General features: G+C 71.4%; 18 protein-coding genes and 1 pseudogene. 10 read left to right on the plus strand and 9 right to left on the minus strand.

The features are described from left to right. Nucleotides 1-8 precede the first annotated feature (8 nt). Complete coding sequence (locus ACFVT1_RS01485; protein ID WP_389791455.1) at nt 9-1,964, plus strand: APC family permease; 1,956 nt, start codon at nt 9-11, stop codon at nt 1,962-1,964. A 158-nt stretch (nt 1,965-2,122) separates the two neighbouring features. Here ACFVT1_RS01485 and ACFVT1_RS01490 read toward each other — a convergent pair whose 3' ends face one another. After that, nucleotides 2,123-2,518 (minus strand): winged helix-turn-helix transcriptional regulator, encoded by a 396-nt coding sequence (locus ACFVT1_RS01490; protein ID WP_389791457.1) that lies wholly within the window; start codon nt 2,516-2,518, stop codon nt 2,123-2,125. A 109-nt stretch (nt 2,519-2,627) separates the two neighbouring features. On the opposite strand from ACFVT1_RS01490, the gene ACFVT1_RS01495 reads away from it, so the two are divergent. The 3 genes from ACFVT1_RS01495 to ACFVT1_RS01505 all read left to right on the plus strand — a co-directional run bounded on the left by ACFVT1_RS01495 (nt 2,628) and on the right by ACFVT1_RS01505 (nt 4,867). Continuing rightward, nucleotides 2,628-3,488 carry an SDR family oxidoreductase gene (locus ACFVT1_RS01495; protein ID WP_389791459.1) on the plus strand — a complete coding sequence of 287 codons (861 nt, stop codon included), beginning with the start codon at nt 2,628-2,630 and terminating at the stop codon, nt 3,486-3,488. 150 nt (nt 3,489-3,638) lie between these two features. Next, nucleotides 3,639-4,634 carry an EamA family transporter RarD gene (rarD, locus tag ACFVT1_RS01500; RefSeq protein WP_389791461.1) on the plus strand — a complete coding sequence of 332 codons (996 nt, stop codon included), beginning with the start codon at nt 3,639-3,641 and terminating at the stop codon, nt 4,632-4,634. After that, nucleotides 4,631-4,867 carry a hypothetical protein gene (locus tag ACFVT1_RS01505; RefSeq protein ID WP_389792251.1) on the plus strand — a complete coding sequence of 79 codons (237 nt, stop codon included), beginning with the start codon at nt 4,631-4,633 and terminating at the stop codon, nt 4,865-4,867. Before rarD ends, ACFVT1_RS01505 begins: the two co-directional genes overlap by 4 nt. Here the strand turns inward: ACFVT1_RS01505 and ACFVT1_RS01510 are convergent. Beyond that, nucleotides 4,822-5,355: pseudogene (locus tag ACFVT1_RS01510) on the minus strand (MFS transporter); the annotation flags it as partial. The gene ACFVT1_RS01505 and the pseudogene ACFVT1_RS01510 sit on opposite strands and share 46 nt — an antisense overlap. A gap of 169 nt (nt 5,356-5,524) precedes the next feature. Between ACFVT1_RS01510 and ACFVT1_RS01515 the strand changes: the two are divergent. From ACFVT1_RS01515 to ACFVT1_RS01525, 3 genes are all read left to right on the plus strand, one after another. Continuing rightward, nucleotides 5,525-7,090 (plus strand): FAD-dependent monooxygenase, encoded by a 1,566-nt coding sequence (locus ACFVT1_RS01515; RefSeq protein ID WP_389791463.1) that lies wholly within the window; start codon nt 5,525-5,527, stop codon nt 7,088-7,090. A 56-nt stretch (nt 7,091-7,146) separates the two neighbouring features. After that, the gene (locus tag ACFVT1_RS01520) at nt 7,147-7,389 is read left to right on the plus strand and encodes a hypothetical protein (RefSeq protein WP_389791465.1); all 243 of its coding nucleotides are present in this window, start codon (nt 7,147-7,149) and stop codon (nt 7,387-7,389) included. A gap of 559 nt (nt 7,390-7,948) precedes the next feature. Further along, the gene (locus ACFVT1_RS01525; protein ID WP_389791467.1) at nt 7,949-8,197 is read left to right on the plus strand and encodes a DUF397 domain-containing protein; all 249 of its coding nucleotides are present in this window, start codon (nt 7,949-7,951) and stop codon (nt 8,195-8,197) included. A gap of 388 nt (nt 8,198-8,585) precedes the next feature. On the opposite strand, the gene ACFVT1_RS01530 is transcribed toward ACFVT1_RS01525, so the two are convergent. Beyond that, nucleotides 8,586-9,227: a CGNR zinc finger domain-containing protein gene (locus ACFVT1_RS01530; RefSeq protein ID WP_389791469.1), complete on the minus strand. Its 642-nt coding sequence runs from the start codon at nt 9,225-9,227 to the stop codon at nt 8,586-8,588. A gap of 22 nt (nt 9,228-9,249) precedes the next feature. Here ACFVT1_RS01530 and ACFVT1_RS01535 point away from each other — a divergent pair, with 22 nt between their 5' ends. Then, nucleotides 9,250-9,699 (plus strand): VOC family protein, encoded by a 450-nt coding sequence (locus tag ACFVT1_RS01535; protein ID WP_389792214.1) that lies wholly within the window; start codon nt 9,250-9,252, stop codon nt 9,697-9,699. 63 nt (nt 9,700-9,762) lie between these two features. Here the strand turns inward: ACFVT1_RS01535 and ACFVT1_RS01540 are convergent, their stop codons facing one another. Further along, a complete protein-coding gene (locus ACFVT1_RS01540) occupies nt 9,763-10,152 on the minus strand; it encodes a VOC family protein (protein ID WP_389792216.1) in 390 nt (129 codons plus the stop codon). 65 nt (nt 10,153-10,217) lie between these two features. Beyond that, nucleotides 10,218-11,129, minus strand: a complete 912-nt coding sequence (locus ACFVT1_RS01545) for a nitroreductase/quinone reductase family protein (protein ID WP_389791471.1) — start codon at nt 11,127-11,129, stop codon at nt 10,218-10,220. 369 nt (nt 11,130-11,498) lie between these two features. Here ACFVT1_RS01545 and ACFVT1_RS01550 point away from each other — a divergent pair, with 369 nt between their 5' ends. Further along, a complete protein-coding gene (locus ACFVT1_RS01550) occupies nt 11,499-12,362 on the plus strand; it encodes an HAD family hydrolase (protein WP_389791472.1) in 864 nt (287 codons plus the stop codon). 84 nt (nt 12,363-12,446) lie between these two features. Here ACFVT1_RS01550 and ACFVT1_RS01555 read toward each other — a convergent pair whose 3' ends face one another. The 4 genes from ACFVT1_RS01555 to ACFVT1_RS01570 all read right to left on the minus strand — a co-directional run bounded on the left by ACFVT1_RS01555 (nt 12,447) and on the right by ACFVT1_RS01570 (nt 16,521). Beyond that, a complete protein-coding gene (locus tag ACFVT1_RS01555) occupies nt 12,447-13,061 on the minus strand; it encodes a TetR/AcrR family transcriptional regulator (protein ID WP_362195764.1) in 615 nt (204 codons plus the stop codon). 195 nt (nt 13,062-13,256) lie between these two features. Next, nucleotides 13,257-14,156 carry an ABC transporter permease gene (locus tag ACFVT1_RS01560; RefSeq protein ID WP_389791473.1) on the minus strand — a complete coding sequence of 300 codons (900 nt, stop codon included), beginning with the start codon at nt 14,154-14,156 and terminating at the stop codon, nt 13,257-13,259. Continuing rightward, nucleotides 14,143-15,132, minus strand: a complete 990-nt coding sequence (locus tag ACFVT1_RS01565; RefSeq protein WP_389791475.1) for an ABC transporter ATP-binding protein — start codon at nt 15,130-15,132, stop codon at nt 14,143-14,145. Before ACFVT1_RS01565 ends, ACFVT1_RS01560 begins: the two co-directional genes overlap by 14 nt. 117 nt (nt 15,133-15,249) lie before the next feature. Next, nucleotides 15,250-16,521 carry an outer membrane lipoprotein carrier protein LolA gene (locus tag ACFVT1_RS01570; protein WP_389791477.1) on the minus strand — a complete coding sequence of 424 codons (1,272 nt, stop codon included), beginning with the start codon at nt 16,519-16,521 and terminating at the stop codon, nt 15,250-15,252. 438 nt (nt 16,522-16,959) lie between these two features. On the opposite strand from ACFVT1_RS01570, the gene ACFVT1_RS01575 reads away from it, so the two are divergent. Continuing rightward, complete coding sequence (locus ACFVT1_RS01575; protein ID WP_389791478.1) at nt 16,960-17,733, plus strand: DeoR/GlpR family DNA-binding transcription regulator; 774 nt, start codon at nt 16,960-16,962, stop codon at nt 17,731-17,733. Nucleotides 17,734-17,822: the final 89 nt, after the last annotated feature.

The following is a 17,822-nucleotide window of genomic DNA, read 5'->3' on the forward strand; positions in this document are numbered from 1 at the left end:
ATGTGGCCATGACCCTGGACCGCCCGGCGTACCGCATCAAGAGGCGTCTGCTCGGCAAGGCGCTCACCACCGAGCGCATCAGCGAGGAGAAGCTGAACAACCGGACGGCGCTCGGGGTGCTCGCCTCCGACTGCGTCAGTTCGACCGCGTACGGCTCCGAGGAGATGCTCCGGGTCCTCGTACCCGTCGTCGGTGCCGCCGCCTTCACGCTGCTCCTGCCGGTGACCGGCGCGATCCTGCTCGTGCTGCTGCTCCTGACGCTCTGCTACAGCGATGTCGTGATGATCTACACCCGGGCGGGCGGGTCGTACGTCGTCGCCCGGGAGAACTTCGGGCCGAACGTCGCGCAGATCGCCGCCGTGGCGCTGCTCGTCGACTACATCGTCACCGTCGCCGTGCAGGTCTCGGCCGGTACCAACGCCCTGATCTCGCTCGCCCATCTGGTCGGCGGCGACTTCACCGGCCTGGACCACCTCCAGCTCCCGGTCTCCGTCGCCGTCATCGTGCTGCTCGCGTACGGGAATCTGCGCGGGGTCCGCGAGGCGGGCCGGGCCTTCGCGCTGCCCGCCTACCTCTTCATGGCCGCGATCGGCCTCGTCCTCCTCGTCGCCGCGCTGCGCGGGCTCACGGGCGAACTGCCGCACGCCGATCTGCACGCCGAGGGGGTCGTGCCGCTCGGCACCCCGGGCAGCGGCTGGCTCTACGGTGCCTCGCTCTTCATCGTGCTGCGCTCGTTCGCCAACGGCGGCTCGTCCCTCACCGGGCTCGAAGCGATCTCCAACGGCATCTCCGCGTTCCGTGAACCCCAGGGCCGCAACGCCCGCCGCACCCTCATCGCCATGAGCGCGGTACTCGGCACCCTCGTGCTGGGCGTCTCCACGCTGGCGCACTTCACCCATGCGGTCCCGTACACCGACGGCACCCCGACCGTGATCGCGCAGGAGGCCCATCTCGCGTTCGGCAGCGGGCCGGTCGGCACGGCCGGGCTGGTCTTCGTGCAGCTGGCGACCGCGCTGATCCTCTACACCGGCGCCAACACGCCGTTCACGGGCTTCCCGTACCTCGCCAGCTTCGTCGCCGAGGACCGGTTCCTGCCCCGGATGCTGACCCGGCGCGGGCACCGGCTGGCGTTCTCCAACGGCATCATCTCGCTGACCGTCGTCTCACTGGCACTGCTGCTGGCGACCGGCGCCAGTGTGGACAGGCTGGTGGCGCTGTACGCGATCGGCGTGTTCACCGCGTTCACCATGGCCGGGGCCGGCCTCACCGCGTACCACCTGCGGCGCCGGGAGCCGCACCGCAGGCTGAAGATCGCGATCAACGGGCTCACCGCGGTCATCTCGGCCACCGTGGTGCTGATCTTCGCCGTCACCAAGTTCACCGAGGGCGCCTGGCTGGTCGTGGTGGTCTTCCCGCTCGGGGTCTGGGCGCTGATGCGGATCAACCGCGAGTACCGGCACGAGGCGGCCGCGCTGCAGAGCATCCAGGCCCCGGGAGCCGACCGGCCCCGGTTCCGCCGCCATCTGGTCTTCGTCCTGGTCGAGACGCTCGACCTGGCGGCGCTGAAGGCCCTGCGATACGCCCATGAGCTGCGCCCGGACGAGATCCGGGCGGTGCACTTCGCGATCGACGAGGCGTACGGCAGACGGCTGGCCGCCCGGTGGGAGGCGACGGCCGCCACCTCCGTCTCCCTGGAGCTGGTGGAGTGCCCGGACCGGCGGCTGCGCAACGCGATGAAGGAGCTCGCGTCCCGCACGACGGAAGACGGGAACACCTGGCTGACAGTGCTGGTGCCCCGGCGTACGTACAGCAATGTGCTCGGGAAGCTGCTGCACCGGGGCACGGGCGAGCAGATGGCGAAGACGCTGGCGCAACTGCCGCACGTGGCGGTGACGATCCTGCCGTTCGACGTGTCGCTGGCGCTGCGGAGGCTGAACGAGGGGCAAGCGCCTGAGCCCGACTGACCGCCCCTGCCCGCCTGCGGCTCTCGACTGCCTGCTGCTCCTGACGGCCCGCCGGCCTCTGCCTGCCCGCCTCTGCCTGTCTACTGCTCCGCTGCTCCGCCTGTCTGCGGCTCGGGGCCCGCCTGCGGCTCTCCTCGCGCCTGCTCCTTCCGGGCGGTCTACGCCTCGCGCGCCTTCTGCGCGTCGTACGTCTCGCGCGCCGCGTGCACGGCGTCCAGGCGCCGCTCCGTCCAGCGGGCCAGTGCCCATACCTGCTCGGCGGCCTCCCGGCCCAGCGCGGTGAGCGAGTAGTCGACCCGGGGCGGGATCACCGGCTTCGCGTCCCGGTGCACGAAGCCGTCGCGCTCCAGCGTCTGGAGGGTCTGGGCCAGCATCTTCTCGCTGACCCCGCCGACCTCGCGGCGCAGTTCGCTGAAGCGGTACGAACGCTCCAGCAGTGCGGCGAGGACCAGGACGCCCCAGCGGCTGGTGACGTGATCGAGAACCAGCCGTGAGGGGCACATCTGCCGGTTCACGTCGGGCTTCCTGCTCGGGCTCGGGTCACTCACGCTCATGCCAGTACCTTACTTCAAAGTGGGTACTTTCGTTTGGTTAGTGCACGCCGTACAGTGAGTGGGCGAGCCCGAACCAGGACCAGCGCCACCCAAAGAGGAGAAACCCCCCATGAGCATCGTTGTCACCGGAGCCACCGGACAGCTCGGCCGTCTCGTCATCGACCAGCTGCTCACCACCGTGCCCGCGGACGAGATCGCCGCCGTCGTCCGCGACGAGGCGAAGGCCGCCCCGCTCGCCGCCCGCGGCATCGAGCTCCGCGTCGCCGACTACGACCGCGCGGAGTCCCTGAAGGACGTCTTCCGGGCCGGTGACCGCGTCCTGCTCATCTCCGGCAGCGAGGTCGGCAGGCGCGTACCGCAGCACACCGCCGTCATCGACGCGGCCAAGGCGGCGGGCGTCGCGCAGCTCGCGTACACCGGCGTGCTCGGCGGCCCCGACGCGGACTTCACGCTGGCCGACGAGCACAAGATCACCGAGCGGCTGATCCTCGACTCCGGGCTGCCGCACACCATCCTGCGCAACGGCTGGTACACCGAGAACTACACCGACAACCTCGCCCCCGTCCTGGAGCACGGCGCCGTCGTCGCCAACGCGGGCGACGGACGGGTCGCCTCCGCCACCCGCGCCGACTACGCCGCCGCGGCTGCCGCCGTGCTGACCGGCGAGGGCCACATCGGCGCGGTCTACGAGCTGAGCGGCGACGTCGCCTGGTCGTTCGCGGAGTACGCCGCCGAGGTCGCGAAGGCCACCGGCAAGGAGATCGCCCACAAGAACGTCCCGGCCTCCGTGCACCAGGAGATCCTGGTCGGCGCCGGTCTGCCCGAGGGCTTCGCGGCGATCCTCGTCGACGTGGACGCCGCGATCGAGCGCGGACTGCTCGCCGGTACCAGCGGCGACCTGGCCCGACTGATCGGCCGGCCGACCACGCCGCTCGCCGAGACCGTGGCCGCCGCGGTGGCCGGGGCGTAACTCCGCCCCTTCTCTCCCCCGCACCCCAGGGGCCCCGTGTCATGACCGTATGACGATACGGCTATGACACGGGGCCCTTCCGGCGCTACCGTCGTGCAGTCGACGGGGCGATGGACGCGGAGCGCCGACACAGAGACGCCGGGAGGGTCCGTGAAGGGGACGAATGAACAGCGGGCCGGGCTGTTGTCCGGTATCGGCGCCTACGGTCTGTGGGGCGTCGTCCCCCTCTTCTGGCCGCTGCTGAAGCCCGGCGGCGCGATCGAGATCCTCGCCCACCGCATGGTCTGGTCCCTCGGGGTCGTCGGCATCGCGCTGCTGGTGCTGCGCCGCTGGTCCTGGATCGGCGAGCTCGTCCGGCAGCCGAAGAAGCTGGGCCTGATATCGGTCGCGGCGGCCGTGATCACGGTCAACTGGGGGCTGTACATCTGGTCCGTGAACAACGGCCACGTCGTCGAGGCGTCGCTCGGCTACTTCATCAATCCGCTGGTCACCATCGCCATGGGCGTCCTGCTCCTCGGTGAACGGCTGCGCCCCGCGCAGTGGGTGGCGGTCGGCACCGGTGTCGCGGCGGTGCTGGTCCTGGCGATCGGTTACGGACAGCCGCCGTGGATCTCGTTGACGCTGGCGTTCTCCTTCGCGACGTACGGCCTGGTGAAGAAGAAGGTCAACATGGGCGGCCTGGAGTCGCTCACCGCCGAGACCGCCGTACTGTTCGTGCCCGCGCTCGGCTATCTGCTGTGGCTGGGCGCGCGGGGCGAGTCGACGTTCGCCTCCGAGGGCCCCGGTCACGCGGTGCTGCTGGCCTCGACGGGCATCGTCACGGCCACACCGCTCGTCCTGTTCGGGGCGGCGGCGATCCGCGTGCCGCTCTCCACGCTGGGCCTGCTGCAGTATCTGGCGCCGGTCTTCCAGTTCGTCCTCGGCATCCTGTACTTCCACGAGGCGATGCCGCCGGAGCGGTGGGCCGGGTTCGCCCTGGTGTGGCTGGCGCTCGCCCTGCTGACGTGGGACGCGTTCCGGACGGTACGGCGGACGAGGGCTCGGGCGCAGACCGCCGCGGCGCAGCTGGCGGCCCGGCCGGCGCGGCGGACACCACCGGCCGGGGATTCCGCCTCGACCTCCTCCGGCGCAGCCCCGAGGCAGTGACCAGCGCCCCGGCCGCCACCATCACCACCGGCACGACGAGCGCCGCCCGACAGGCCGCCAGGGCGGCTTCGGGCGAACCGTCCGCACCCCTCGACGCGATCCCGTACACCGCCGTCACCGCCGAGATCCCGACCGCCGAGCCGCATTGCGTCGAGGTGTGCAGCAGCCCGCGCGCCAGACCCTGTTCCCGGTCCGGTACACCGTCGGTCGCCGCGATCGTCAGCGGTCCGTAGGCGAGGGCGAAGGCGGCCCCGGTGAGGATCAGGGTCGGGAGCATCGCCCCGTACGACCGGTCCATCCCGACCGGCAGGAACAGTCCGTACGCGACGACGGCGACGACGAAGCCGCCGATGACGACCCGGACGTTGCCGAACCGGTTCACCAGGCGCGGCGTGAGGGTCGGTGCGACGACGGCGTCGGCACCCATCGCCACCAAGGCCGGCGCGGTCTCCAGCGACGACCAGCCGCGCAGCTCCTGGAGGCAGAGCGTCACCACGAACTGGAAGCCGAAGAAGGAGCCCACGAACAGCAGGGCACCGAGGTCGGCGCGGATCATCGCGGCCCGGCGCAGGAGGGCGAGCCTGACCAGCGGCGACGGGGCGCGCCGCTCGATCAGGACGAAGGCCGCGACCATGAGCAGCCCGGCGGCGAACGCGCCCGCCGACCAGCCCCGGCCCGCCGCCCCGTCCAGGCGCACGATCCCGTAGACGAGCAGCAGCATCGCCCCGGCCGCCGTGGCGGCCCCGGTCGGATCGAAACCGCCGGTACGGACCGCGCGCGCCGTCTACGACGCCCGCGAGGCCGCGAGCGCAAATATTTAGTGACTGGGTTGCTTTTTTTACTTGGTTGCCTTTTCCTGGTGGCCCACGGAACGCAACCGAGGAGTCCGCATGCCCGCATCCCCGCCCACCGCCCAGGTACTGATCGTCGGCTCGGGTCCGACCGGTCTGACCCTGGCCTGCGATCTGGCCCGGCGCTCCATCGACGTACGGATCATCGACAAGTCGCCGGAATTTCCGCGCAGTTCGCGGGCCAAGGGCCCCAACCCCCGTTCCCTGGAAGTCCTGGAGGACCTCGGGGTCGCGGACAGGGTCCTGGCGGCGGGCTCGGCTCCGCTGCCCATGCGCAAGTACCGCGACGGGCTGCCGATCGCCGACACCGACCCGTTCGGGGCGTCGCGCCCGGCACCGGACGCCCCGTACGACCGGCCGTGGCTGATCGCCCAGTGGCGGCTGGAGGAGATCCTGCGGGACCGCCTGGCGGAGTACGGCGTGCGGGTGGAACTGGGCGCGGAGGCGGCCGGGTTGGCGCAGGGGCCCGACTCGGTGACGGTCCCGCTCGCCGACGGCCGGAGCATCACGGCGCGGTACGTGGTGGGGTGCGACGGCGGCCACAGCCCGGTACGCAAGCTGCTCGGCGTCCCGTTCGAGGGGAAGACCACCGAGGAGCAGATGATGGTCTGCGGCGACGTGGAGGCGGACGGCCTCGACCGCGGCTACTGGCACCAGTGGTTCGACGAGGACGGCGCGGTGCTGCTGTGCCCGATCCCGGGTACGCGGTCGGGCTGGTGGTTCCAGGCCGGGCCGGAGCGGGACCGGGCGGGAGCGCCCGTACCGCCCTCGCTGGAGAGCTTCCGCCGGCTGTTCGCCCGGCACACCGGGCTGCCGGGCACCCACCTGTCGCGGGCCTCGCTGCTGTCCACGTACCGGGTCAACGAGCGCCTGGCCGACCGCTACCGGGTGGGTCGTGTCCTGCTGGCCGGCGACGCGGCCCACGTGCACTCCATCGCGGGCGGACTGGGCATGAACACCGGGATCCAGGACGCGTACAACCTGGGCTGGAAGCTCGCCCGGGTCGTCACCGGCCAGGCGGATCCGGTCCTGCTGGACACGTACGAGGAGGAGCGGCTGCCCGTGGCCTCCTGGACGCTGGACTTCGCCTCCGAGCGCCTGCGGGCCACCCTTGAGGCGATCAGACTGCCGGGCGGCGGCCTGGACACGGCGGTCACCCCGGAGACCACCGGCCTGAGCCGCGGCTACCACTGGAGCTCGCTCTCCCCCGCGGGCTCCACCACCCGCCTGCGGGCGGGCGACCGCGCCCCGGACGCCCCCTGCCGCGACGCCGCAACGGGTGCTCCGGTCCGCCTCTTCGAGGCGTTCACCGGACCGCACTTCACCCTGCTGGGCTTCGGGCCGGGCACGGCGGACGCGCTACGGGCGGCGGAGGCGGCGTACGGCGACACGGTGCGGGTGTACGGAGTGGGTACGGGCGGCCCCGCCGGCCTGACCGACGAGGCGGGCCACGCCCGCACGGCGTACGGCATCGAGCCGGGCACCGACACCCTCGTCCTGGTCCGCCCGGACAACCACGTGGGACTGATCGCACCGGCCGCGGACAGCCGGGCGGTCGGGGCCTATCTGGACCACCTGAGCGGTACGGCATTCAGGCGGATCTGAGCGCGTCGCGCTGCACAATCCCGGAACTATCACACGTTTATATTTTTCTGACATTTATGAGCCGATCCACGTACACGTCCGGGAACTCCCGCGTGCTCCTGCGCACCGCCGTCGCGGCCCTGTCCACGCTGTCCTTCCTCGCTCTCGGAGCCTCGCCCACCGCCCACGCGGCCACCGGCACGGACCGGGCCCGCCCGTCCGGCCCCGATGTCCCGCACCGCGTCCAGGCCGTCGTCGCGTACCTGAAAGGTCCACTCCCACGGCCCTTGGCCCACGGCCTCGTGACCCCGGCCTCGTGACCACTGCCTCGTGACCACTGCCTTGTGACGACGTCCTCGTGACCACGCCCTCGTGACGACGTCCTCGTACGCGGCGCGATCCCCCCGCCGACCGGGCCGGCGCCTGGATGCGAGGACATCTCCGCCGCCCGTGGACGGCTGGTTTCCGCGGCGGGGTCCACCGATCGGGTGGGTGCCCGGTCGGCCGCCGGCCGGTGCGTGGCCGGGTCGGCATCGCCGCGGCCACCGTCTCCGGCGGCGCCGCGACGTACTCCCGTGTGCGCGCAGGACGGTGCGGAGGGCGGGGCGGACCACGCCGGGGGCTCGGGGGTCCCGAGGGAGTGGGAGGGTGTGCGTCCGGGGCGGGGATACCGTGGCACCGGCCATGGATGTCTCCGCTCACGGAGGGAAGCCGGAAGATGCGCTTCGGGTTGCCGGGTGGCGAGGCCGCTCCGCAGACGCGCCCTCCCCCGCCGGCGTCCTTGGCCCGACCGGATGCGGCGAGCCGAGCAGTGCGGCGGGCCATACCGCCCCACCGCCCCGGCCGCCCTTCTCCACGCCCTGAAGAAGGAGACCGCCCATGGCTGACATCCCCACCGACCTCACCTGGATCCGCGCCGCTCCCGAGGGCGAGGAGGGACCCGGCCCCTGGATCGAGATCGCCTTCGGCCCGGACGGACTCGTCCACCTCCGCGAGACCGGCGACCCCGCCACCGTCGTCACGACCACCCGGACGAAATGGGACGCCTTCACCAAAGGTGTCCAGGCCGGCGAGTTCGACCACTTCGTCGAGGGCGCCGACGGGGAAGGCCCGCCCGCTCGCCCCTGACGCCGTCACCCCGCCCCCAGCCCCCATCCCCGTACGAAAACGTGACACCACAGGGGCCAACTGTCACGTTCACACACAGGGAGGTGCCTCCCCCTCAGCCGGTCACGGAGCGCCGAGCACGGTAAGCCTGCACCTCAACGTGACACCACAGGGGCCAACTGTCACGTTCACACACAAGGGGGTGCCTCCCCCTCAGCCGGTCACGGAGCGCCGAGCACGGTAAGCCCGCACCTCAACGTGACACCACACGGGCCAACCGTCACGTTCACACACAGGGAGGTGCCTCCCCCTCAGCCGGTCACGGAGCGCCGAGCACGGTAAGCCCGCACCTCAACGTGACACCACACGGGCCAACCGTCACGTTCACACACAAGGGGGTGCCTCCCCCTCAGCCGGCCGCGGAATGCCGAGCGCGGTGAGCCCGTACCTTGTGGAGGTTTCCGCAGCGTTCCATCGCACACCAACGCCGCCTGTTCGGCCGCGAGGTGTCGACGAAGAGCAACTTGCACCTCTCGGAGCCGCATTCGCGGACGCGGTCGGCGTACGGACCGGTGAACAGATCCACCGCATCGCGGGCGACGGTCGACAGCAGGGCGCTCCCGGTGGCGTCCGGGGCCCACGCGAGGCCGCCGGAGTCGATGTCGACACGGGGGACGAGCGGGGGCTCGGCCGCCGCGGCGTTCACCGCGGCGAGGTCGGCCGGGGCGAGGGAGCGGCCGTGCGCGCGGGCGACGGCCAGATTCCAGAGGGCGGCGCGCAGCTCGTGCGCGCGGCGCAGCTCCGCCGTACTCACCGAGAGGCACAGGCCGTCCGGCAGCCGACTCTCGCCCGCCCATCCCACCAGGTCGGCGGGGGTGTGCAGCACCTCGTACGCGGCGTACCGGGTGTGCAGCATCTCGTACGCCGCGTCCGCCGCATACCCGCCGGTCGGCAGCAGCTCCAGGCACAGAGCGCCGGGATCGAAGCGGTAGGGGCGGCCCTCCGGCGTATGGAGGATCAGGCCCGGCGTTCCCATTGCCGACTCAGTCATGTAACCACTATAAATGGTTTCCATGACATGGGACTGGAAACTCGTCGTGGACTCGTCCGACCCGCACGCCCAGGCCGCCTTCTGGGCCGAGACCCTCGGCTACCTGGTCGAGGACAACAGCGCGCTGATCGACCGGCTGCTCGACCTCGGGGCGGCCCCGGAGGAGGCAACGCTCCTGGTCGACGGCCGCCGGGTCTGGCGCGACCTCATCGCGGTCCGGCACCCGGACGATCCGTACGAGAAGGACAGCGGAACAGGACTCGGGCGACGGCTGCTCTTCCAGCGCGTGCCGGAGGCCAAGACCGTGAAGAACCGCCTCCACCTGGACGTGCATGCGGGACCGGAGCGGCGGGACGCAGAGGTGGAGCGGCTGGAGCAGCTGGGCGCGACGGTGCTCCGCAGGGTCGCGGAACCGGGGGGCACCTGGGTGGTTCTCGCCGACCCGGAGGGCAATGAGTTCTGCGTACAGTGACCCGCCCGGATCCGGCCCGGCCCTCCGAAGAGGGGCCTGGGCCCGGACCCGGGCCGCCCCGGTTCAGTCCTCCACCACGTCCTGCGGATACCAGCGCAGCTCCACGGTGTTGCCGTCCGGGTCACGGACGTAGATCGACTGCGCCTCGCCCCGGGCGCCGGAGCGGCCGGCCGGCCCTTCCAGCACGGTGAAGGTGCCCGAGTCGATGACCTGTTGCCAGTCCAGCGGTTCGACGACCAGGCAGATGTGGTCGACGTTCGATTCGGAGCGCGGCCCGCCCAGCAGATCGATGATCATGTTCGGGCTGACTCGCACCGACGGGAACGGGAGCTCACCGGCCCGCCACTCTTCCACCCTGATCGGCTCCAGGCCGAGTGGCCCGCAGTAGAACTCCAGGGCACGCTCGACATCCTGCACGTTGAGCACCAGGTGGTCGAAGTCCTTGACTCTCACTCGCACGGCACAACCTTTCAGCCATTCATATTCGGTTCGGTTCAGTTCAGTTCGGTCGGTCCGGTTCAAGGAGTCGCAGGGGCCGGGGGCCAGGGGACCCCGGTCAGCAGGGGCAGAATCTGCTCCTCCTCGTAATCCAGATGCGCGTTCAGTTCCATGGACATCCTGTCCAGCTCCGCGTGGAAACGCTCAGGATCCGCGATACCGATGTCCGCCAGGAGTGCCGCCAACTCGCCCTGGATCCGCGCGACCGTGCGGTGTTCGTCGGCGAGGCGGGCGAATGTGCCGGTCAGGTGCGGGTGATGGCGGGCGATTCCGGGGAACAGGTGCGCGTCCTCACTGGTGTGGTGGAATTCCAGCGCCTGGCAGAACGCCAGGCAGCGCTGCCTGATCTGGAGCCCCAGACCCGGGGCCGGCGGTTCACCGGGACCCTGGTGGACCGCCCGTACGGCGAAGTGGGCGTCCACCTCCGCCTTCACCTGGCGCAACTGGCCCCGCAGCCAGGTGTGGACCTCCATGACCTTGCCGGCGAGGCTGCCGACCTCACCGGGGGCCTCCCAGCCGTCGGGCTCGGCGCGCTCCAGGACCACGACCGGCAGGGGCCGGACGGTCCGGGCCTGGTAGTCGCCGTATCCGGGCGCCGCCTTCACCACGTGCGCGAACAGCTCCTCGCGCCGCGCTCCTTCGGCGGGGACCGCCAGGGCCTGGAAGGTACGGGTGCCGAGCTCCACCCGCACCACGGGGTGGGCAAGCAGGTTGTAATACCAGTCGGGGTGAGCCGGGGCACCGAGGTTGGAACCGACGATCAGCAGCGAGTCGCCGTGGCGGACCTGGCCGAGAGGGGTGGTGGTCTCCCTTCCCGACTTCGCGCCGGTGGTCGTCAGCAGGAGGAGGTCGACGCCTTCGAAGGGGCCACCGACCTTTCCTCCGTTGGCGCGGAACTCCTCGATGACCGATTGATGGAAAGACGTGGGCATACGGGTCTGTGTCTCCGTGGGTCGCAGGGCGGCCGGAGCCGCGGTGATCTGCGGGAATGGGTGATCGGGGTGCGCGTCCGCGCGCCGGTTTCGCACAGCGCGGGGCGGACGGCACGGACGGTGGTGCGCAGCGCCGGAGGATGTGACCGGCGAACGGCGGCGCACGGCCGCCGTACTGTCGCTACGTCAGATGCAGGGTGCGGAGCTGGAACTCATCACGGACCCCTTGAATGAAGGGTGTTCACCCGATCACCGGCCGGCCCACTGCTCTTTGGCCGGCGTCACGCGACACCGTTTTCATTACACGCAGTCGACCGTCACCTGTCAACGCGGACGGGTGCGCCCCCGGGCCGACCGTAGGCTTGATCCATGCCCATCCCACCCGCATATGCCCTCGTCGCCACGGACCTGGACGGCACCCTGTTGCGCCGCGACGACACCGTGAGCCCCCGCACCCGTGCGGCGCTCGCGCTGGCCGCACGGGCCGGGGCCCGGCATCTCGTGGTCACCGGGCGGCCCGTGCCCGGCATACGGAGACTGCTCGCCGAGCTGGACTACCGGGGGCCGGCGGTCTGCGGGCAGGGGACCCAGCTGTACGACGCCGGCTCCGGCCGCATAGTGCGCGCGGTCACCCTGGACCGGGAGGCCGCGGACACCGCGCTCGGCAAGATCGAGGCCCAGGTGGGGCCGGTCCACGCGGCCGTCGACCAGGACGGCGCCGAAGGCCGGACGCTGATCGAGCCGGGATATCTGATGCCCCATCCCACACTCCCCGCCCAACGGACCCGCCATCGCGACGAGTTGTGGTCCGATCCTGTCATCAAGGTGCTCATCCGGCACCCGGAGCTCACCGACGACGCGCTGGCCGAGGCCGCCCGTACGGCCGTCGGCGATCTCGCCTCCGTCACGCTCTCCGGCCCCGGCACCGTCGAATTGCAGCCGTACGGCGTCGACAAGGGAAGCGGGCTCGCGTCGGCCGCCGAATTCCTGGGCGTGGACGCGGGCACCGCGATCGCCTTCGGGGACATGCCCAACGACCTGCCGATGTTCCGCGCGGCCGGGTACGGCGTCGCGATGGCCAACGCCCATCCGGACCTTCGGGCCGCGGCGGACGAGGTGACGTCGTCGAACGAGGGCGACGGGGTCGCCGAGGTGCTTGAGCGGGTGTTCGGCCGGGCGGGCGCCGGACCGGGCGGAGGTCCGGCCGGGCAGGGGACGGCCCGGCGGGCGTGACCGTCCGGGTCACCGAGATCGCACCGTGGACGGCTCCCGCCCGCTCCCCCTCCGGCCGCCTTCCCCCTCGGGCCGCCTCCCGTCTCAGCCGTTCCCGCCCTCCGGAGAGTGCGGCTCCGGCGCCCCGAGCGCCCGCAGCACATGTGCGACCAGGGCCGCGACGGTCTCCTCGTCCTGCACCGGTTTGCGCAGCACATGGCGGTAGTACACCGGGCCGTACAACATCTCCACCGCCAGCGGAAGGTCGGCGTCCGGCGGAATCTGGCCTTGTTCCTGAGCCCGTCGCAGGCGCGCCACCGCCTCCTCGAAGCGGGGGTCGATCAGCTTCGTCCGAACCGTTTCCGCCAGTGCGTCGTCGTGGTGGACCTCGGAGAGGATCCCGGCGTACGCGGGGCCGAAGGGCGGCGTGGAGAGCAGCTTCACCGCGCCCGTCACATTGGCCCGCAGGTCGGCGGCGATGTCGCCGGTGTCGACGAACGGCGTCGTGCCGACCAGTGCGTCGGTGAACGCCTCCAGCATCACCGCACTCTTTGACGGCCACCAGCGGTAGATCGTCTTCTTGCTGACGCCCGCTCTGGCCGCGATGGCCTCGATGGTGACGCGGCCGTACCCCTTCTCCGTGCACAGTTCGAGGGCGGCTTCCAGGGTCGCGCGTCGTGATCTCTCGCTGCGGCGCAGTGAACTCGGCGATGTGATCATTCGGTGAGCATAGGTGTGTTTGAGCCAATCCTTGTTGACAGTCCGTCGCCACAAGTCGAACAATGCTGAGGCGGAAACGGAACGTGCCGTGTCGTATCGTTCCTGCTGTTCGCACCGTTCGTGCCGTTCGTGCCGCGACGAGCCGATCGGGGGACGGCTCGCCCGGCCGACGGCGCGAGGGCGATGCGCCGTACATCAGGCGGTGATGTCCTTCGCCGTGAAACGCGCCCACGCCGCCGAGCCGAACACCGCCGCGTACACCCCCTGAAGCCCCAGGTTCTTGACCACCTCGTCCCAGTAGACGGGGTCGCGCAGCAGGTCCGCGTACGACATCCAGTAGTGCGGGAAGAGATACGGGTGGATGCCGCTCAACTGCGGAATCGTGTCCACGATCTGCACCGTGATCAGCAGTCCGACGGTGGCGGCCATGGCCGCGATCCCGCTGCTGGTGAGGGTCGAGACGAACAGGCCGACCGCCGCGAATCCGACCAGTGACGCCGCGACCACCACCGCGATCAGTCCGGCCCGCAGCAGCGCCTCGCCGAGGCCGATCCGGGTGCCCGAGATCGTGGTGACCTCGCCGACCGGAAACAGCAGCGCACCCACGGCCAGCGCCGAGACCGCCACGACCAGGGTCGCGACCAGGCAGAACGTGAGGACGGAGGCGTACTTCGTCAGCAGCAGCCGGGTCCGGCCCGCCGGGGCGACCAGCAGATAGCGCAGGGTTCCGGCGTTGGCCTCGCCCGCGATCGAGTCACCCGCCACGACCCCGACGGCCATCGGGAGGAAGACCGGGAGCGTCACCGCGAGGGCGGCGAAGACCAGGAAGAGGCCGTTGCCGGTGACCTGGGAGAGGAACGCGGGGCCTCCTCCGCCACCGGCCGGTCCGGGCGACGAGCCGTGGTCCGTCTCGATCCTCACCGCGATCCCGATCAGCACGGGAACGGCGGCCAGCACTCCGAGCAGCGCGAGAGTCCGCCAGCGGCGGAGTGTGGTGGCCAGCTCGGAGCGGAGGATGCCGAACGTCCACAGCGGACTGCGCGCCCTGCCCGGCCCGTCCGTCCCGGCCGCCCGTGCGGCCTCAGCCTGCGACATCGAAACCCTCTCCCGTGAGTGCGACGAAGGCGTCCTCCAACGAGGCCCGTTCGACGCCGAAGAACCGCACCCGTACTCCGGCGTGCACGAGCGCCGCGCTGAGGTCCGCGAGCTCGACGTCGCCCGCCGGGACCTCGGCGCTCACCCGGTCGCCGTCGACCGTGATGCCGCTGACGCCCCGTTCCTCAAGGACGCGGGCGGCGTCACCCGGGTCGGGGGTGGTGACGGCCAGCCGGCCGCGGGCGCCCGCGGCCAGCTCCGCGACCGGGCCCTGGGTGATCAGCCGCCCCCCGGCCATCACCGCGGCATGGGTGCAGACCTGCTCGATCTCGTCGAGGAGATGGGAGGAGAGGAAGACCGTGGTGCCCTCCGCCGCCAGTGCCCGGACCAGGGTGCGGATCTCGCGCATGCCCTGCGGGTCCAGGCCGTTGGTCGGCTCGTCCAGGACGAGCAGCCGGCGCGGCTGGAGCAGGGCGGCGGCGAGACCGAGGCGCTGCTTCATGCCGAGCGAGTACGCCTTGGCCTTCTTGCCGGCCGCCGCGGCCAGCCCGACCCGGTCCAGGGCCTGTCCGACGCGGGCCCGGCGGGTGCGCGGATCGGCGGTCGGGTCGGCGGAGTCGTAGCGCAGCAGATTGTCCCGGCCGTTCAGGAAGCCGTACAGCGCGGGCCCCTCGATCAGTGCCCCGACCTGCGGGAGCACGGAGCGGGCCGCGCCCGGCATGGAGTGGCCGAGGACCCGCGCGGTGCCGGAGGTCGGATCGATCAGACCCATCAGCATCCGGATGGTCGTGGTCTTCCCGGAACCGTTGGGGCCGAGGAATCCGAAGACGCTGCCGCCGGGAACGCTGAGGTCGAGGCCGTCGACGGCGAGCTGGCCACCGCGGTACCGCTTGGTGAGGCCCCGTGTCTCGATCACGGCCCCGGTCCCGGCCCCGGTCACCGCCGTCGGTCCGCCCACGGTCCCGGGCTCTGTCATACGTACTTCCCCTCGGTCGGGCAGGGACTGCGGACCGCCCCGCCGTACGAACGCTACGGCGGGGCGGTCGGGCGTCGGGCGTCGGGCGGTCCGCCGGAAGCGCAGCGCGCCCCGGCGTCAGGAGGCGGCGTTGGCCGCCTTGACCAGCGCGTCCGGCGTGACGGCGCCGACGTACACCCTGCCGTCGTCCGTCATCAGCGCGTTGACCAGGCGGGTCTTGAAGACCGTGCCCGAGCCGAACGAGCCGGAGACCTTGTCGCCCAGCGAGTCCAGGAACTGCTGCGCCTCGCCCGGTGCGTCACCCGACGCCTTCGAGGGGAGTCCGGTACCGCCCGGAGTCCTGATCTCGGCGATCGCGTTCCAGCCCTCGCCGATGACCTTCGCGTCCCCGACGCCCGCGTCCCCGGCGCCCCGTCCTTCGGCACCCAGTCCTTCGGCGCCCGGGAACATGCCCAGCCCCTCCGGCCCGTCGGCCTTCCGCTGCGCCTTCGCCTCGTCGGCCTCGGTCACCTCGGCGCCCTTGGGCGGGGTGAAGGTGAACGAGGAGGCGGCCGGCTTCGCGAAGTCGACCTTGGTGAATCCGGCGTCGACGACGGCCTTGCCACCGCTGTTCGGAAGCAGCGTGAACTTCAGCGGCACACCGTTCTCCGCGTCGACCGCGATCGTGACCGACTTGATCGTGGAGCCGCCCTGCCGGGGCTTGACGACCAGCTTGTACGCGTCGCGTCCGGCGACCCGCGCCGTGCCGTCGACCGTCACCGACGTGGTGGGGCCCGCGGCCTTGAGTGCCTGCTCGGCGAACGCCTTCGGCGTGGCCGGCACGCCTTCGGGGGCCGCGTGCCCGGACTTCTTCCCCGAGCCCTGCCCGGCCCGGTCCCCGGCGGCGTGGTAGGCCTGGTTCGTCCTGCTGTCGTACGCCCAGACCTGGTCCCCGTTGTGGATCAGGCTGTACTCCGCCGCGTTCTCCAGGATCGACACCCGCTGCTTGTCGGGACCGTCGGCGGCGATCCGCAGGGTGTGCGTGCCGGACGCCAGCTCCGTCATCTTCGTCTGCGGGTCGGCGGTCGAGCCGCCCTTGCCGCTGCCACCGACGCCCTGGGCGAAGGAGCCGGCCAGACCGCCGAGCGAGGGCAGGCCGAGGTCCGTGCTGATCTTCACCGTGCCGGAGAGCCGCTGGGTGTCCGAAGCGGCGATCTTCTCGATGAGCTGCTGCGCGGTGATCTTCGGCAGATCGGGGTCGCCGGTGCTCGCGAGCGCCGGGACGAGCCCGATGGTCGCGGCCGCCACCCCCGCCACCGCGACCGGGACGATGTAGCGCGCCGCCTTGCGGCGGCCGACGGCGGTGCCCCTGGTGCCGCCGTTGCTCTCCACGCTGTCGTTCGGTGCCATATGTGCCCTACCTCCGTGGTCGGCGGCTTCCGTCCGGATGCACTCGTCCACTCCGTGCCGCCGTTCTCACCGATTCGTTCAGGAGTGGTTGTTCTCCATCTGACCAAAACGGCGGCCCGGAATCGTCACTCCCGGGGAGCAACTCCGCCTACCTCTGCGGTATGACGCCACGCGGGCGGATCCCACCCCGTCCCGTAGGGGAGGTACCCCGACTCCAGGGCCGCCACAGCAGCCGGAGCCGGTCCGGAAACCGCGCCGTACGCCTGCCGATCGGGTCACGGCGCGCTGGGAATCGGGTCACGGCGCGCCGGGAATCGGGTCACGGCGCGCCGGGACAGGTGAATTCTGTGCCAACTCTTGACGATTTCCAGTCATGCGTCCACACTTTCAGGCATCCCCAGTCACTTTTCCACGAATTCAGTCAGCGAGGTTGCCGGGATGCTGCCAGCCGAACGTCACCGTCGAATCTCCACCGTCGTGGAGCGCAGCGGCACGATCAGCACCGAGAGTCTGGCCGAGCAGCTCGGCGTCTCGGCCGAGACCGTGCGCCGGGACCTGGCTCAGATGGAGAAGCAGGGGCATCTCATGCGGGTGCGCGGCGGGGCGGCAGCGCTGTCCGTCGTCCGCGGTCTGAGTGGCGAAGAGGCATCCTTCACGGAGCGGTCCGCCTCGCAGCAGCAGGCCAAGACGGCGATCGGGCGAGCCGCCGCGGATCTGGTCCGTTCCGGCATGACCGTCGTGATCGACGTCGGCACGACGGCCTTGCAGGTCGCCTGTGCCCTGGCGCCGGACTTCCGGGGGACGGTGGCGACCCCGTCCCTGCTCGTCGCGGCCGAGCTGTCCACCCGCCCCCATGTCGACGTGCTGGTCCCCGGCGGACGCATCCGGGGCGGCGACCTGGTCTGCTCCGGACCTCTGACGGTGGACTTCTTCAACGGCCTCTACGCCGACATGGCGTTTCTCGGCTCCGGCGGTGTCGACAGCTCCGCCGGGATGACCGACTTCTACTTCGAGGAGAACGCGACCAAGCGCGCGATCCTCGCCCGCAGCACGCTCAGCTACGTCCTGGCCGACGGGAGCAAACTCGGCCGGGTGGCTCCGCACCGCGTCTGCGGATTCGACGACTGCACCGGTCTGATCACCGACCTGGCACCCGAACCGTCCCTGGCTTCGGCCATCGAGCGGTCGAGCGCAGTGGTGATCTCGGCCTGACACCCCTGAGCGCCGCGGCGCTCTCTCCTCGGCGATGTCTCCGTGCGAGACCCGCCCCGTGCAGCGAACGGCAGTTTCCGTAACGAGCG

It is taken from the genome of Streptomyces sp. NPDC057963, from assembly GCF_042887155.1.
Taxonomy (GTDB): Bacteria; Actinomycetota; Actinomycetes; order Streptomycetales; family Streptomycetaceae; genus Streptomyces.

Coding starts and splice junctions, on each gene's coding strand:
- ACFVT1_RS01535 (WP_389792214.1), top strand. CDS start 9,250: ATGACATGGGACTGGAAACTCGTCGTGGACTCGTCCGACCCGCACGCC.
- ACFVT1_RS01490 (WP_389791457.1), bottom strand. CDS start 2,518: ATGAGCGTGAGTGACCCGAGCCCGAGCAGGAAGCCCGACGTGAACCGG.
- ACFVT1_RS01530 (WP_389791469.1), bottom strand. CDS start 9,227: ATGACTGAGTCGGCAATGGGAACGCCGGGCCTGATCCTCCATACGCCG.
- ACFVT1_RS01550 (WP_389791472.1), top strand. CDS start 11,499: ATGCCCATCCCACCCGCATATGCCCTCGTCGCCACGGACCTGGACGGC.
- ACFVT1_RS01575 (WP_389791478.1), top strand. CDS start 16,960: ATGCTGCCAGCCGAACGTCACCGTCGAATCTCCACCGTCGTGGAGCGC.
- ACFVT1_RS01485 (WP_389791455.1), top strand. CDS start 9: ATGACCCTGGACCGCCCGGCGTACCGCATCAAGAGGCGTCTGCTCGGC.
- ACFVT1_RS01570 (WP_389791477.1), bottom strand. CDS start 16,521: ATGGCACCGAACGACAGCGTGGAGAGCAACGGCGGCACCAGGGGCACC.
- ACFVT1_RS01560 (WP_389791473.1), bottom strand. CDS start 14,156: ATGTCGCAGGCTGAGGCCGCACGGGCGGCCGGGACGGACGGGCCGGGC.
- ACFVT1_RS01525 (WP_389791467.1), top strand. CDS start 7,949: ATGGCTGACATCCCCACCGACCTCACCTGGATCCGCGCCGCTCCCGAG.
- ACFVT1_RS01515 (WP_389791463.1), top strand. CDS start 5,525: ATGCCCGCATCCCCGCCCACCGCCCAGGTACTGATCGTCGGCTCGGGT.
- ACFVT1_RS01555 (WP_362195764.1), bottom strand. CDS start 13,061: ATGATCACATCGCCGAGTTCACTGCGCCGCAGCGAGAGATCACGACGC.
- ACFVT1_RS01565 (WP_389791475.1), bottom strand. CDS start 15,132: ATGACAGAGCCCGGGACCGTGGGCGGACCGACGGCGGTGACCGGGGCC.
- ACFVT1_RS01545 (WP_389791471.1), bottom strand. CDS start 11,129: ATGCCCACGTCTTTCCATCAATCGGTCATCGAGGAGTTCCGCGCCAAC.
- ACFVT1_RS01495 (WP_389791459.1), top strand. CDS start 2,628: ATGAGCATCGTTGTCACCGGAGCCACCGGACAGCTCGGCCGTCTCGTC.
- ACFVT1_RS01520 (WP_389791465.1), top strand. CDS start 7,147: ATGAGCCGATCCACGTACACGTCCGGGAACTCCCGCGTGCTCCTGCGC.